This is a genomic window from Micromonospora sp. CPCC 205546, assembly GCF_036902715.1.
Classification (GTDB): Bacteria; Actinomycetota; Actinomycetes; order Mycobacteriales; family Micromonosporaceae; genus Micromonospora.
In genome coordinates this window covers 1-13,041 of record NZ_JBAKHL010000112.1, presented here as the reverse complement: position 1 = coordinate 13,041, position 13,041 = coordinate 1, and the positions used below count along the sequence as shown (strand labels likewise).

Here is a 13,041-nt window from a genome sequence, read left to right as displayed (position 1 = left end):
GGCCGGCCCGATCCGGCCGGCGGCGCCGGGCCTCGCCCCGGCGGCCGTGCCGACGCAGACCGCCGCGGCGGTGCGCCCGTCGGTCGCCGTGCCGGCCGGGCACGGCGGCGCCCCGACGTCCGACGCCGGCACCTGAGCGGGCGGCCCGGCCCCGTTCGGGCAGGCGGCTGAGCCCGTCCGGGTACGCGGCCCGGTCCTGTTCGGGCAGGCGGGCGGGGCATCGGCTGTGGCAGGATCCGGCTCGCCCCCTACCACGACAGGATGACCGTGGCCGACGACCTGTTCACCCCCACGATCGCGCCGGCGGCGTACGAGGCGCGACGCCCGCCGTGGCGGCCCCAGTCGTTGATCTTCCCCGCCGTGTTCGGCGGACCGACCGCCGTCACCGTGCTCGCCCTGGTCAACGGGCGCCGGCTCGGGGTGTCCCGCCCGGCCCACCTGGCGGTGCTCGGCGCCGGGTTGGCCGGGCTGATCGCCCGGCTGGCGCTCACGCTCGCGATCTTCGACGACGGGGCGAACCGGCCCGTACGGCTGGTCGGGGCGCTGGCCGGCGGGCTGGTCTGGCTCGTGGCCTCCGCCACGCAGAAGCGCCCGTTCCGTGCGTACGAGCTGCGCAGCGGCCAGCCCGCGTCGCTGTGGCTGCCCGGTCTCGGGGCGGTGCTGGTGCTCGGCTTCGTCGAGGCCGCACTCGTCGCCCTGGTGGCCGTCGCGTGACCGGCCCCGGCACGCAGCTCGCCCGGGTGGCCCAGCTGCTGGAGTTGAACCGTCCGGAGCAGGCCCTCGCCGAGGTCGGCCGGCTGCCCGCCCCGCTCGCCACCAGCCCGCTCGCGTTCCGGCTGCGCGCGGGCGCGCTGACCGTGCTCGACCGCTGGGACGACGTGGTCGCGGTGGCCCGGCAGGGGCTCGCCGAGCACGGCCCCGACGCCGAACTGCTGGGCCGCCTCGGCCTCGCGCTGCGCCACCGTCGCGAGCACGCCCTCGCCGAGCGGGCGCTGCTCGACGCGCTCGCCATCGAGCCGGAGAACCCGTGGCTGCTCTGCCAGTACGCCGACCTCTGCTGCGCCGTCGGGCAGACCGACAAGGCGCGGCGCCTGGTGGAGCGCGCGGCGGCGATCGTGCCGGACGCGCCGGCCGTCTTCGCCTCCCGCTTCCAGCTCGCGTACGCCCGGGGCGACGACCGGGCCGCCGAGCGCGTCGCCCGGGAGTTCCTCGGTGCGTGGCCGGACAATCCGGTGGCGCTCGCCCTGCACGGCGTCGCCGCCGCCCAGCGCGGCCGGGTGGGCACCGCGCACCGGGCCTTCGGTCAGGCGGCGGCGCACGATCCGACCGACGCCGACTACGCCGACGCCGCCTGGGAGACCCTGGTCTACGCGCACCCGCTGCTGCTGCCGTTGCGTCCGCTCTACCGGCTGGGGATCTTCCGCACGTGGCTGCTGGCGCTCGGCGTGATCGTGCTGCTCAGCGCTGCCGGCCTGAACGTGCTCGCCGGCCTGTCCGCCCTGGCCTGGATGCTCTTCTGCGTCTGGTCGTGGATCGCTCCGCCACTGGTCCGCCGGATGGTGCTCGGGCGGTGGCGCTCGTGAGGGCGTTCGCGCCGTGGCTGGCCGTCCTCGCCGTGGTGCTGCTGCTCGACGCGCTGCGCCTGGGCACGCTGGCCGCCGTGGTCTCGGTGGCCTGGCTCGTCTGGTGCGTGTGGAGCTGGGTCCGCCCCGCCCGCCGTCCCCGCCGGGACTGACCGCGCGGCGTCACACACCGTCGCGGGGCAGGCGGCCGCGGACGCCGACCGGGCCGGTCGCTCGGGTGGGAGCGGTCGGCCCGGTCGGTGCGGTCGGTGTCAGTACCGGTAGTGCTCCGGCTTGAACGGACCCTCCACGGAGATGCCGAGGTAGTCGGCCTGCTCCTTGGTGAGGGTGCTCAGCTTGGCGCCGAGCGCCGCCAGGTGCAGCCGGGCGACCTTCTCGTCGAGGTGCTTGGGCAGCACGTAGACGCCGATCGGGTATTCCTCGGTCTTCGTGAACAGCTCGATCTGGGCGATCGTCTGGTTGGCGAACGAGTTCGACATCACGAAGCTCGGGTGGCCGGTGGCGTTGCCCAGGTTCAGCAGGCGGCCCTCCGAGAGCACGATGATCGAGTGCCCGTCGGCGAACTTCCAGAGGTCGACCTGCGGCTTGATGTTGACCCGCTCGACGTCGGAGCGCTTCGCCAGGCCGGCCATGTCGATCTCGTTGTCGAAGTGGCCGATGTTGCCGACGATGGCCTGGTGCTTCATCCGGGCCATGTGCTCGTTGGTGATGACGTCGAAGCAGCCGGTGGCGGTGATGAAGATGTCGGCCTGCTCGACCACGTCGTCGAGGGTGGCGACCTGGTAGCCGTCCATCGCCGCCTGGAGCGCGCAGATCGGGTCGACCTCGGTCACCACGACCCGGGCGCCCTGGCCGCGCAGCGACTCGGCGCAGCCCTTGCCGACGTCGCCGTAGCCGAGCACGACCGCCATCTTGCCGCCGATCAGCACGTCGGTGGCGCGGTTGATGCCGTCGATCAGCGAGTGGCGGCAGCCGTACTTGTTGTCGAACTTGCTCTTCGTCACCGAGTCGTTGACGTTGATCGCGGGGAAGAGCAGGGTGCCGGCCCGGTGCATCTCGTAGAGCCGGTGCACGCCGGTGGTGGTCTCCTCGGTCACGCCCTTGATGCCGGCGGCGATCCGGGTCCACCGCTGGCCGTCGGAGGCGATCGAGCGGTGCAGCACGCCGAGGATGACCGCGTACTCCTCGGAGTCGGCGGACTCGACCGGCGGCACGACGCCGGCCTTCTCGAACTCGGCGCCCTTGTGCACGAGCAGGGTGGCGTCGCCGCCGTCGTCGAGGATCATGTTCGGGCCCTGCCCGTCGGGCCAGGCGAGCACCTGCTCGGTGCACCACCAGTACTCCTCGAGGCTCTCGCCCTTCCAGGCGTAGACCGGGACGCCGGCCGGGGCCTCGGGGGTGCCCTCCGGGCCGACCACGATCGCGGCGGCGGCGTGGTCCTGGGTGGAGAAGATGTTGCAGGACGCCCAGCGGACCTGCGCGCCGAGCGCGACCAGGGTCTCGATCAGGACGGCGGTCTGGATGGTCATGTGCAGCGACCCGGTGATCCGGGCACCGGCGAGCGGCTGGGCGTCGGCGAACTCACGACGGATCGCCATCAGGCCGGGCATCTCGTGCTCGGCGAGCTGGATCTCCTTGCGCCCGAACTCGGCGAGCGACAGATCCGCCACCTTGTAGTCGCCCTCGGCGAGAGTGCTCGGCCGGGCCTCGGACGGCGTGCCACTGGCGGACGCCGGGAGGGTGCTGGTCATGGAATCTCCTGTCGGACGATGTGCTGCGCGACCATTCACCTTACGCTCGCGGGCCGCCGCCGCGAGGACCGGCCGGTGAAGAGGGCACGAAGACACCGGCGGACAGCGCACGGGGCGGTCGGTCGTGGAACGGAGTCCCGTCCCACAGCCGCCCGCCCCGTGCATCCCCCCGGTTTGGTTCCCCCGCACGTTCTCGGACCGTCGTCGCGATAACGCTGCGTACCCATAGAGTCACACCCGGCCAAGGGCGAGTCAAGCCATTCCGGAAAAGTCGGACTCGCGTCGTGGCTCCGTCGACCTCAGCGCACGCCGCAGCTCGCGACGTACGCCTCCCCCGCGCCGGCCACCCGCAGTGACCCGGCGGCGGCACTGCCGACGGCCGCCCGCCCGGGGGCGAGCGTCACCGCGCCGGCGGCGTCGTCGACCGAGACCTCGCCGGAGCGGCAGAGCACCACCCGGGGCCCGGGCACCTCGACCGTCACCTCCGGCAGCCCCGCGTGCACCGTCACCCGGTGCAGCGCGAAGTCGTCCACCGGCACCGGCCAGGTGACCACGCCCGGGGCCACCTCGATCGGCTGCACCACCGGGTCGTGGAGCACCTCGAAGCGCAGCACCCGCAGCAGTTCCTCGACGTCCACCCGCTTCGGCGTCAGCCCGCCACGCAGCACGTTGTCGCTGGCCGCCATGACCTCCACGCCCGTGCCGCGCAGGTAGGCGTGCAGGTTGCCGGCCGGCATCCAGATGGCCTCGCCGGGCGCCAGCCGCACCCGGTTGAGCAGCATCGCCACCAGCACCCCGGGGTCGCCCGGGTAGGCGGCGGCCAGGCCCCGGGCCAGCTCCGCGTCCGGACCCGCGACCGGCGCCGACGCCACGGCCGCCACCAGCGCGTCCCGCCGGTCGGCGGGCCAGGTCAGCAGCAGCCGTACGGCGTCGCGCAGCCCCGCCGGCCCGGTGCGCAGCGCCGCCAGCACCGGTTGCAGCGCGGGTACGCCGAAGCCGTCCAGCGCCGCCGCCGAGGCGGCCGGGTCCCGGAACCCGCAGAGCGCCTCCATCGGCGAGAGGGCGACCAGCAGCTCCGGCTTGTGGTACGGGTCGACGTAGTTGCGCTGCCCGTCGGGGCGGGCGGCGTCGGCGGCGTGCCCGGCGCGGGCCTGCTCGGCGTCCGGATGCGCCTGGAGGCTGAGCGGGGCGTCCGCGGCGAGCACCTTGAGCAGGAACGGCAGCCGGGTGCCGAACCGGCCGACCAGCCGCTCGCCGAGCCAGTGGTCCGGCTCGGCGAGCAGCAGGTCGGTCAGGCTGACCCGGTCACCGTTGCGATCGACCACGGCCGGGCCGCCGGGGTGGGCGCCCAGCCACAGCTCGGCCTCCGGCCCGTCGCTCGGCACCGGCCGGCCCTGCAACTCGGCGATGGCCGAGCGGGAGCCCCAGGCGTAGTCGCGGATCGCTCCGTGCAGCAGCTCCACCGGTCAGCTCCCGGGGTGCCCGACGGCCGCTCCCGACTCCGATGCCGGCGCGGCCGTGCCGGCGCCCGCGCGCTCGGCGGTGGCGCTGTAGATGTCCGGTTCCAGGTAGATCACCCGGGCGGTCGGCACGGCGGCGCGGATCCGGGTCTCGACGGTGTTGATGCTGCGGGCCAGCACCTCCGCGTTGTCGCCGGCCGGCACGGCGACCTTCGCGGCCACCAACAGCTCCTCGGGGCCGAGGTAGAGCGTCTTCATGTGGATGATCCGCTCGAACTCGGGACCGTCGGTGACGGCCTTCTCGATCGCCGCGACCTCCTGCGCCTCGGCACCCTCGCCGAGCAGCAGGCTCTTGGTCTCGATGGCGAGGATGATCGCGATCACCACCAGCAGCACACCGATCATCGCGGTGCCGATCGCGTCCCAGCGGCCGTTGCCGGTGATCAGCGTCATGCCGACGCCGAAGAGCGCGAAGATCAGACCGACCAGCGCGCCGAGGTCCTCCAGCAGCACCACCGGCAGCTCGGGGGCCTTGGCCCGCCGGACGAACCGCACCCAGGACTGGTTGCCCCGGACGAGGTTGGACTCCTTGATGGCGGTGCGGAAGGAGAACGTCTCCATGATGATCGCCGACACCAGCACGACGACCGGCACCCAGTGCCACGAGGTGATGCCCTCGGCGTGCGACCACTTGTGGTACGCCTCGTAGAGGGCGAACAGGCCACCGACGCTGAACAGCACGATCGACACGATGAACGCGTAGATGTAGCGCTCACGGCCGTAGCCGAAGGGGTGCTGGGGGGTGGCCGCGCGCTTGGCCCGCCGCCCGCCGAGCAGCAGCAGACCCTGGTTGCCGGAGTCGGCGACCGAGTGGATCGACTCGGCCAGCATCGACGACGATCCGGTCAGCAGGAACGCGACGAACTTGGTGACGGCGATGCCGGCGTTGGCCAGGAGGGCGGCGACGATCGCCTTCGTACCACCGTTGGCGCTCACGCCGTCGCTCCGTCGGGTCGCGCCGCACCGCCGGGCGTCGGCGCGATGCGCCGCTGCGCCCGTTCCCTGCTATCGCTCACTGGTTTGCCAGCTCCTTCATCTCGGTGATGGCCGGTACGGCCATCGGGTCCAGTCCGTGTGCCAGGGCGAGGTAGATCGAGGCGAAGTCCGGCACGGCGACCAGCGAGGCGAGCCGCTCCAACGCGGAGCCGCCCTCGGCGGTCACCACGTCGCACCGCACGCCCCGCCGCTCGGCGAGGGTCTGCACGGCGTCCGCGCGGCGCTCCTCGACGTCGAGGGGCTCGTCGGCGTCGTCCTCCGGGTTCAGGCCGCCGTCGCGCAGCAGCACCAACCGCAGCCGGGTGCCCGACGGCTCCTCCTCGTCGGGGTCGGCGAAGATGTCCCGCTCCCCCTCGGCCAGGCCGCCGAAGACGCCGTCGAGCAGGCCGACCCGGCCACGCCCCGCCTCGCCGAGCGCACCGCTGACCACCGGGTAGCGGGCGTTGGCGGACAGGGTGTCGCCGAAGCGGCGGGCCGCCACGGTGGCCAGCGGCGACGAGCCCCAGACGATCGGCACCGAACCGGCCAGGCCCAGGGCCAGCGACTTCGCCGGGTTGACGAAGGACTCGGCCGTCGGACGGCAGCGGTCGGCTTCCGCGTCCAGCCGGGCCGCGGTCTCCGCCAGGTCCGCCTCGTTGACCTTCACGAGGCCGAGCGTACGGGCGGCGAGCAGTACCGGCACGGTGAGCGCCCAGAGGCTCGCCCGGGCCGGGGCGCGCCGGGGCACCGGGATGAACGGCGCCCGGGCCCGCTCGGCCACGGACTGCAACTGGGAGTCGGGAGCGCCGACGGCGACGAGCCGGGCCCCCCGCCGGTGCGCCGCCTCGGCGGCGCCCAGCGCCTCGGGGCTGCGACCGGAGGCGCTGACGGCGATGACCACGTCGGCGGCGCCCACCCAGCCGGGCACGCCGGCGCTGCGGTGCGGGATGACCGGCACCGGGCAGCGCGGCCCGGCGACGGTGGCCAGCACGTCACCCGTACGCCCGGCGGTGCCGATGCCGGCGATGACGACCGCCCGGGGGCGGCCCTCGTCGGCGAGCACCTGGAGGTTGGCCTCGGCGGCCAGCGCGGCCGTCTCGCGGACCTGCGCCCCCGCGGACGCGGTGTGCCGCAGCATGCCGCCCGGGTCGTGCTCGGCCAGGGCGGCCGGGTCGTCGAGGAGTGCCTCGTCGGGCTCGCGACGGCCGCTGACTCCGGCCGTACCGTCGATCATGACTGCTCCGAAGGGCCGCGCGCCTCGTCCAGCAGCAGCACCGGCACGTCGTCGCGGACCTCGAAGATCCGGCCGCACTCGGTGCAGGTCAGCGTCTGCGCCTGCGCGTCGTAGTCGAGCGGGGCGTGATGCGTGTCCGGACAGGCGAGGATTTCCAGCAACTGCGGGTCCAGGGCCACGGCGCGGCTCCTTCCACGTATGCGGTTTCACCGATCGACGGTGCCGACCGGCGCAGGCGATCTTATCGGCGAACCCGGTCGAGCACCTCGTCACGGAGGGCGGCCATCCGCTCCCGCGTCGGGGCCTCGACGTTGAGCCGCAGCAGCGGCTCGGTGTTGGAGGCGCGCAGATTGAACCACGCGCCGTCCGGGAAGCGCAGGGTGAGCCCGTCCATCTCGTCGGCGTCGGCCTGCGGGTACGCGGCCCGCACCTCGGCCACCTTCGCGGCCTGGTCGGCCACCGTCGAGTTGATCTCGCCCGAGGCGACGTACCGCTCGAAATCGCCGGCCAGCACGGACAGCGGCAGCGACTGCTCGCCCAGGGCTGCCAGCGTGTGCAGCGCGGCGAGCATTCCGGTGTCGGCGAACCAGAAGTCCCGGAAGTAGTAGTGGGCCGAGTGCTCGCCACCGAAGATCGCGTTCGTCCGGGCCATCTCCGCCTTGACGAAGGAGTGCCCGACCCGGGCGACGACCGGCTCGCCGCCGTGCTCGCGGATGATCTCCGGCACCGCCCTGGAGGTGATCAGGCCGTGGATCACCGTCGAGCCGGGGTGCTTGGCCAGCTCGCGGGCCGCCACCAGGGCGGTGATCGCCGACGGCGAGACCGGCTCGCCCCGCTCGTCGACCACGAAGCAGCGGTCGGCGTCGCCGTCGAACGCCAGGCCGATCTCGGCGCCGTGCTCCAGCACCGCGCGCTGCAGGTCGACCAGGTTGGCCGGATCCAGCGGGTTGGCCTCGTGGTTGGGGAAGGTGCCGTCCAGCTCGAAGTAGAGCGGCACGATCTCCAGCGGCAGCGCCGGCAGGACGGTGTCGCCGAGCACGGCCGGGACGGTGTAGCCGCCCATCCCGTTGCCGGCGTCGACGACAACCTTCAGCGGACGGATACCGGAGAGGTCGACCAGCTGCCGCAGGTACGCCGCGTAGTCGGCCAGCAGGTCGCGGCGCTCGGCCGGCGCGGCCGACGGGTCGCCCGCTCGGGTCTCGCCCTTGTCCAGCATGGCCTGCGCCCGCTCACGGATCTCGGCCAGCCCGCTGTCCTGCCCGATCGGGCGTGCCCCGGAGCGGCACATCTTGATGCCGTTGTACTGCGCGGGGTTGTGACTGGCGGTGAACATCGCCCCGGGCAGCCCGAGCGCGCCGGAGGCGTAGTAGAGCATGTCGGTCGAGGCGAGGCCCAGATCGACGACCGCGCGCCCCTCGGCACGGACGCCATCGGCGAAGGCGGCGGCCAGGCCCGGACCGGTGGCCCGCATGTCGTGCGCGACGAGCACCGCCTCGTCCTGCTCGCCGAAGCCGTCGAGCACCTGCGCGAAGGCCGCGCCGAGAGCTTCGGCGGTGCGCTCGTCCCACTGGTCCGGCACCGTCCCACGGACGTCGTAGGCCTTCACGATCTGGGACAGATCAGACACCGGTCTCGCTCCTTGCGCCGCAGGTCCTCAACGGGCTGAGCGTATCGGAGCGACCCCGCGCGGCCCGGCTCAGCCAGGCAGCCGGGGCATGAACACGGTGTGGTCGCCACCGCCGGCCTCCGGCGGCGGGTCACCGGGCTTGCCCCCGGCGGGCGGCACGGACGGCGACGGCCCGTACTGCCCGGATGCGGGCGCCGCCGGGACGCCGGGGTCTGCCACCGGACCGCCGTACTGCCCGGGCACCGGCGGCGATCCGTACTGCCCAGGTGCCGGCGGCGCGGACCCCGGACTGGCGGGCGGCGCGGACCTCGGGCTGGCGGGCGGGGAGGTGTGCCCGCCGGGCACCACCTGGGTGGCCTCGGGGGCCGACGGCGGACGGCTGCCGTAGACGCCACCGGACGGGCGCGGTGCGGGCGTGCCGCCGTACCCGCCGGGAACGGGAGGCTGCTGCCCGTACACCTGGCCGGACGGGCCGGGGGCGGCGGTCGGCCCCTGCCCCGAGCGGTAGGTGGTGCCGCCGGGATTGCGGGGCAACGGAACGTGGCCCGGCTCGCCGGTCGGCTCCTTGTCGGCGCGCGACCGGCGGAACAGCAGGACGATGAGCAGGATCCCGACGGCGACCATGGCGATGCCGAAGAACATGACCACCGAGCCGCCGGAGGAGTCCTCCTCGGCGGCGTTGCTGACCGCGCCCGCACCCTGGCCGGGGGCGGCGACGAGGCTCGGCGTCCCCACGGCCCCCACCTCGGCCGCGACCGCGCTGGGGGTGGGCGACGGCTTCTTCGAGGGCTTCGGCGTCGGCGAGGCCGTGGCCCGGCCGCCGACCACGCGGGACGCGTCCGCGCCCCGGCCCAGGGCCCGCCCGCGCGCGTCGCTGGCCACGCCGCTCACGGTCAGCCGGCCACCCGGCGCCTCCGCGGCGAACGCCACCCGGTAGCGCACCGTGGCGCTCTTGCCCTTGCAGAGCCTCGGGTTCAGCGGCGAGGTGGCCGAGGTGGCCGCGCTGCCCCCACCCCCGGAGAGCGGCACCGGGAACCAGCGGCCGCCCACGTTGACCTCAACGCTGGCCTGGTCGGTGCGCAGGCCGGCCAGGCGCAGCCCCACGGCGGTACGCAGCAGCACGCAGCCGTCGCTGCGCTTGCGCACCTGGATCGTGACACCTCCGGCGGAACCGCCGGCCCTGAAGCTGCCGGCCGAACTCACCCGGACCGAGTCGTCGTCGGCGAACGCCGGCGTCGCGCCCAGCGCCACCAGACCGCCCAGCAACGCGCAGACCGTCGCAAGCCGCGCCGCGTGCCGACGTACCGCCATGATCACCTCGCCGTTCCTCCCCCGACGGGGGTCCGCCGGTCAGGCTACTACCGGGGTCTGTCAGGGGCCCGGCCGTCGAGCGCTCCGGATGTGCGCCGGATCACCCCCACGGCCCGGGCGGTCGCTCCGGCCGCGGCCAGGGCGTCGCGGCAGAGCCGGTCGGCGGTACGGGTGGTCTCCGGCAGCCGGTAGCGCGGCGTCAGCGCCAGCACGCGTGCGGTCGCCCCGTCGAGACCCATCCGGTGGCCGACGCTGACGAAGACGGGTTTCACGCCGTCGCGGGTGCGCAGCACCCGACCCACGATCTCGTCCCCGTCGCGCAGTGGCGCCCACTCGCCCCGACGCCCGCCCGGCGGCGTCCACGTGCCCAGCAGCGGCGTCTTGCCCACGCCGATCGCCGGCAGGCCGGTCACCACGCCCAGGTGGCAGGCGAGCCCGAACCGGCGTGGGTGGGCCAACCCGTGGCCGTCGCAGACCAGCAACTCGGGCCGCACGGTGAGCCGGTCGAGTGCGTCGAGCAGGGCGGGCAGTTCGCGGAAGGCGAAGAGCCCCGGGACGTATCCGAACGCGGGCACGCCCACGCTCACCGCCGAGTCGACCACCGCGAGGGTCCGGGCGTCGAGCACCGTCACGGCCGCCGCGAGCCGGTCGCCGCTCTCGGCGTACGCCACGTCGAGGCCGGCCACCGTCGCGGGCTCGGCCGGACCGGGACCCACCAGGTCCACCAGCGGCCGCAGCCGCTCCTGTACGGCCAGCGCCTCCGCCACGCTGCCCGGCACGACCATCCGAGGGTCCGGCGCCCCGGTCGTCTCCACCCGCACGGCCCCGGGTTCGCCCGACGTCACGACGGCCCGTCGGTACGCGACCTGTCGGCACCCTGCCCGTCGGTACCCGGCGTCCCGGCACCCTCCGAGCTGTCTCTCTGCCGCTCGGCGCCCTGCTCGTGAGCGTTCTGCCCGTCGCCGTCCTCGCTGCCGGGATCGCTGACGGCGTCCTTACTGTCGTCGTCCTCGCTGTCGGCGCTGTCCTCGTCTTCGCTGTCGTCGTCCTGGGTGCTGCCGGCGCCCAGAGCGACGGCGAAGGCCACCCCCATCGCGATGCCGACGCCCACACCGGCTGCCCCGTCCAGTGCGGCCAGGCCGATGACCAGACCGAGCAGGAGGCCGACCGGCCAGGCCCAGGTGTTGGAACGCCACCCGCCGGGGCCGGACGACTTCTGCCCATTGTCTGATTCAGCCATTTCGCCATGGTATTCCGGCCCGGCAAGCCGCCCCGATTCCACGACCCTTCAGGACGGCAGGCGCCTCCTGGCCGACCTCGCAGCCGTAGTGCTTCGGCGCGTCTCGGCCGGCCACCGCCCGCCGGAAGCCGTCGCTCCACCTGCGCGGAATAACGCCGAGACCGAGCAACGACGGCATCGACGGCGCTGCAGCCCCGCCGCGCGAGTGCCTCCGCGGGCGGGTCGGCGCACTTCAGCCCAAGGGTGAGCCACTGGTCCCGCAGGCACTCGACGGTTCGCTCCGCTCCTTCCGAAAAGTTGCCGTCGGAGCGGAGGGTCGTCGTCGGGGTGCAGGGACTTGTTCGACCAGCCGAATTGCCGGGTGTGGGTGTCGCCGAGGTGGACGCCTCGGAGGGGCCCGGGTTGGCTGACTCCTCGGCAACCATGCCACCGCGCCCAACCGGAGCCGCGCCACACGTTCGCCCGGCGCGGCTGCAAACCTAGGAAGGGCTGCTTTCCTCAGCCCCCAAGGAAGGATCAGCCGCAGGGTCACCCGCTTGCCGAAGTTGCTCCTCGAACATGACGAACGTCTTGCGCCTGATCCCCCGAACCAACGCCAGTTCCGTCGTCGTCAAACGTCGCCCTTCGGCCTGGGCGCTCTCTACGATCGCCCTGACCGTCTCGTACAACGCGAAGACCGGTCCCTCGCCCCGCAGATAGCGACCACGATCATGCTCTGTCCACTGGATGAAGGAGTCCACGGTCAGCGAGCTGATCTCCCCGCCGACGGCAAACAAGATTTCCTCGATGAGATCATCGGCAGGCTCCCACCCACCGGTGTCGTGCGACAGACGCCACGCCTCGATGCCGCCGTCCGGCGTACCAGTCATCTTCACCGGCGACTTGTAATAGCTGAAATACGCTGGAAGCGTGAGGCCGGGCATCTCGGTCATTTCTGCGAGCCTCCGCGCAACGTCGTCTGCAGCGCCTGCCAGAAGTGGCGCTGCTCCTCTTTGAGAACGCCATTGTAAAGGGCTCGCTCCATCGAAGACATGATACGGCCCTGCTCCTTCGCCACCGCTTTGAGGTCACGCCGGACCTTGTACAGGGCATGCTCCCAGGACGCCACTTCATCCAACGCTTCGAGATGCAAGCGAAACTCCGCGATGTGACCGTTCGACATCCGCAATGACATCTGAATGTCTCGGTAACCACTCTCCTGAGGGCCAAGGAAGCGGTCTTCGAACTCGACGACTTGTACGCCTTCATACCGATGGAGCACGTCCAGCGCCCCATAAAGATCTGACAGGTCGCGGAACACGACCTTGGCCGCAGCAAGATCGGTCAGCATGGAAGCGTTACCCCGGTACTTGGCAATCTTGTCCTCGGCCCGCCTCCTATCCTTTGGCCCAGGGCGACCAGCAGGCTCAGCAAGGCCGGGAGCGTCTGCGGCCAAGCGCTCCGCAAGCGCTAGGATCTCTCGTTGCGCCTCGGCTGCGTCGGCGTACAACTGATCAAGATACTTACGACGATACTCGCCATCACCCTTACGGGCCATGTCGAAGCCGGCTTGTAATGCTCTTTCCTCCCCAGCGGGAAGGTTGGCACTGAGCTGCCGCTGAGCGTCGGTCAAAGGCGTCGGTAGAACGTCAGGGACTCCCTCGAAGGCGATTTCGGCTGCGCCTCGTTCCGCTACAGATCTTGATAGGTCAGGTTGAGTCGGGTTCGAGGGTCAGGCCGGTGTGGGTCAGGAAGCTGTGGAGCAAGTCGGGTCGGTATTGGATGCGCTTGAGTCGGTTCTTGATGATCGCGAGTAGGTGG

Annotated in this window: 14 protein-coding genes; 3 read left to right on the top strand and 11 right to left on the bottom strand. The window is 72.9% G+C overall.

The window, feature by feature from the left end:
* Positions 1-261: 261 nt before the first annotated feature.
* The 3 genes from V6U77_RS28630 to V6U77_RS28620 are packed head-to-tail and all read left to right on the top strand — an operon-like array spanning position 262 to position 1,735.
* On the top strand, positions 262-714 hold the full coding sequence (locus V6U77_RS28630) for a hypothetical protein (protein WP_334609867.1): 453 nt from the start codon (positions 262-264) through the stop codon (positions 712-714).
* Complete coding sequence (locus V6U77_RS28625) at positions 711-1,583, top strand: tetratricopeptide repeat protein (RefSeq protein WP_334609866.1); 873 nt, start codon at positions 711-713, stop codon at positions 1,581-1,583. Before V6U77_RS28630 ends, V6U77_RS28625 begins: the two co-directional genes overlap by 4 nt.
* The gene (locus tag V6U77_RS28620; RefSeq protein ID WP_334609865.1) at positions 1,571-1,735 is read left to right on the top strand and encodes a hypothetical protein; all 165 of its coding nucleotides are present in this window, start codon (positions 1,571-1,573) and stop codon (positions 1,733-1,735) included. The genes V6U77_RS28625 and V6U77_RS28620 overlap by 13 nt, the downstream gene beginning before the upstream one ends.
* 99 nt (positions 1,736-1,834) lie before the next feature.
* Here the strand turns inward: V6U77_RS28620 and ahcY are convergent, their stop codons facing one another.
* The 11 genes from ahcY to V6U77_RS28565 all read right to left on the bottom strand — a co-directional run bounded on the left by ahcY (position 1,835) and on the right by V6U77_RS28565 (position 12,853).
* Positions 1,835-3,334, bottom strand: coding sequence for an adenosylhomocysteinase (ahcY, locus tag V6U77_RS28615; RefSeq protein ID WP_334609864.1), 1,500 nt, complete (start codon positions 3,332-3,334; stop codon positions 1,835-1,837).
* Between the two features lie 299 nt (positions 3,335-3,633).
* Entirely contained in the window at positions 3,634-4,797 is a 1,164-nt protein-coding gene (gene manA, locus V6U77_RS28610; RefSeq protein ID WP_334609863.1) for a mannose-6-phosphate isomerase, class I, read from the bottom strand.
* Positions 4,798-4,800: 3 nt separating this feature from the next.
* Positions 4,801-5,790, bottom strand: a complete 990-nt coding sequence (locus V6U77_RS28605; RefSeq protein ID WP_334609862.1) for a cation diffusion facilitator family transporter — start codon at positions 5,788-5,790, stop codon at positions 4,801-4,803.
* Positions 5,791-5,866: 76 nt separating this feature from the next.
* Positions 5,867-7,063, bottom strand: coding sequence for an SIS domain-containing protein (locus V6U77_RS28600; protein ID WP_334609861.1), 1,197 nt, complete (start codon positions 7,061-7,063; stop codon positions 5,867-5,869).
* Positions 7,060-7,242 carry a Trm112 family protein gene (locus tag V6U77_RS28595; protein WP_121396478.1) on the bottom strand — a complete coding sequence of 61 codons (183 nt, stop codon included), beginning with the start codon at positions 7,240-7,242 and terminating at the stop codon, positions 7,060-7,062. The genes V6U77_RS28600 and V6U77_RS28595 overlap by 4 nt, the downstream gene beginning before the upstream one ends.
* Positions 7,243-7,304: 62 nt before the next feature.
* Positions 7,305-8,690: a phosphomannomutase/phosphoglucomutase gene (locus tag V6U77_RS28590; RefSeq protein WP_334609860.1), complete on the bottom strand. Its 1,386-nt coding sequence runs from the start codon at positions 8,688-8,690 to the stop codon at positions 7,305-7,307.
* 69 nt (positions 8,691-8,759) lie between these two features.
* Positions 8,760-10,001, bottom strand: a complete 1,242-nt coding sequence (locus V6U77_RS28585; protein ID WP_334609859.1) for a hypothetical protein — start codon at positions 9,999-10,001, stop codon at positions 8,760-8,762.
* 47 nt (positions 10,002-10,048) lie between these two features.
* On the bottom strand, positions 10,049-10,786 hold the full coding sequence (locus V6U77_RS28580; RefSeq protein WP_334609868.1) for an endonuclease V: 738 nt from the start codon (positions 10,784-10,786) through the stop codon (positions 10,049-10,051).
* A gap of 56 nt (positions 10,787-10,842) precedes the next feature.
* Positions 10,843-11,241 (bottom strand): hypothetical protein, encoded by a 399-nt coding sequence (locus V6U77_RS28575; RefSeq protein WP_334609858.1) that lies wholly within the window; start codon positions 11,239-11,241, stop codon positions 10,843-10,845.
* Between the two features lie 479 nt (positions 11,242-11,720).
* On the bottom strand, positions 11,721-12,173 hold the full coding sequence (locus V6U77_RS28570) for a hypothetical protein (RefSeq protein WP_334609857.1): 453 nt from the start codon (positions 12,171-12,173) through the stop codon (positions 11,721-11,723).
* The gene (locus V6U77_RS28565; RefSeq protein ID WP_334609856.1) at positions 12,170-12,853 is read right to left on the bottom strand and encodes a hypothetical protein; all 684 of its coding nucleotides are present in this window, start codon (positions 12,851-12,853) and stop codon (positions 12,170-12,172) included. Before V6U77_RS28565 ends, V6U77_RS28570 begins: the two co-directional genes overlap by 4 nt.
* Positions 12,854-13,041 lie beyond the last annotated feature (188 nt).

Excerpts from the sequence above, each read along its gene's own strand:
- V6U77_RS28630 (WP_334609867.1), top strand. The coding sequence starts at position 262 with ATGACCGTGGCCGACGACCTGTTCACCCCCACGATCGCGCCGGCGGCG.
- ahcY (WP_334609864.1), bottom strand. The coding sequence starts at position 3,334 with ATGACCAGCACCCTCCCGGCGTCCGCCAGTGGCACGCCGTCCGAGGCC.
- V6U77_RS28600 (WP_334609861.1), bottom strand. The coding sequence starts at position 7,063 with ATGATCGACGGTACGGCCGGAGTCAGCGGCCGTCGCGAGCCCGACGAG.
- V6U77_RS28585 (WP_334609859.1), bottom strand. The coding sequence starts at position 10,001 with ATGGCGGTACGTCGGCACGCGGCGCGGCTTGCGACGGTCTGCGCGTTG.
- V6U77_RS28580 (WP_334609868.1), bottom strand. The coding sequence starts at position 10,786 with ATGGTCGTGCCGGGCAGCGTGGCGGAGGCGCTGGCCGTACAGGAGCGG.
- V6U77_RS28575 (WP_334609858.1), bottom strand. The coding sequence starts at position 11,241 with ATGGCTGAATCAGACAATGGGCAGAAGTCGTCCGGCCCCGGCGGGTGG.
- V6U77_RS28570 (WP_334609857.1), bottom strand. The coding sequence starts at position 12,173 with ATGACCGAGATGCCCGGCCTCACGCTTCCAGCGTATTTCAGCTATTAC.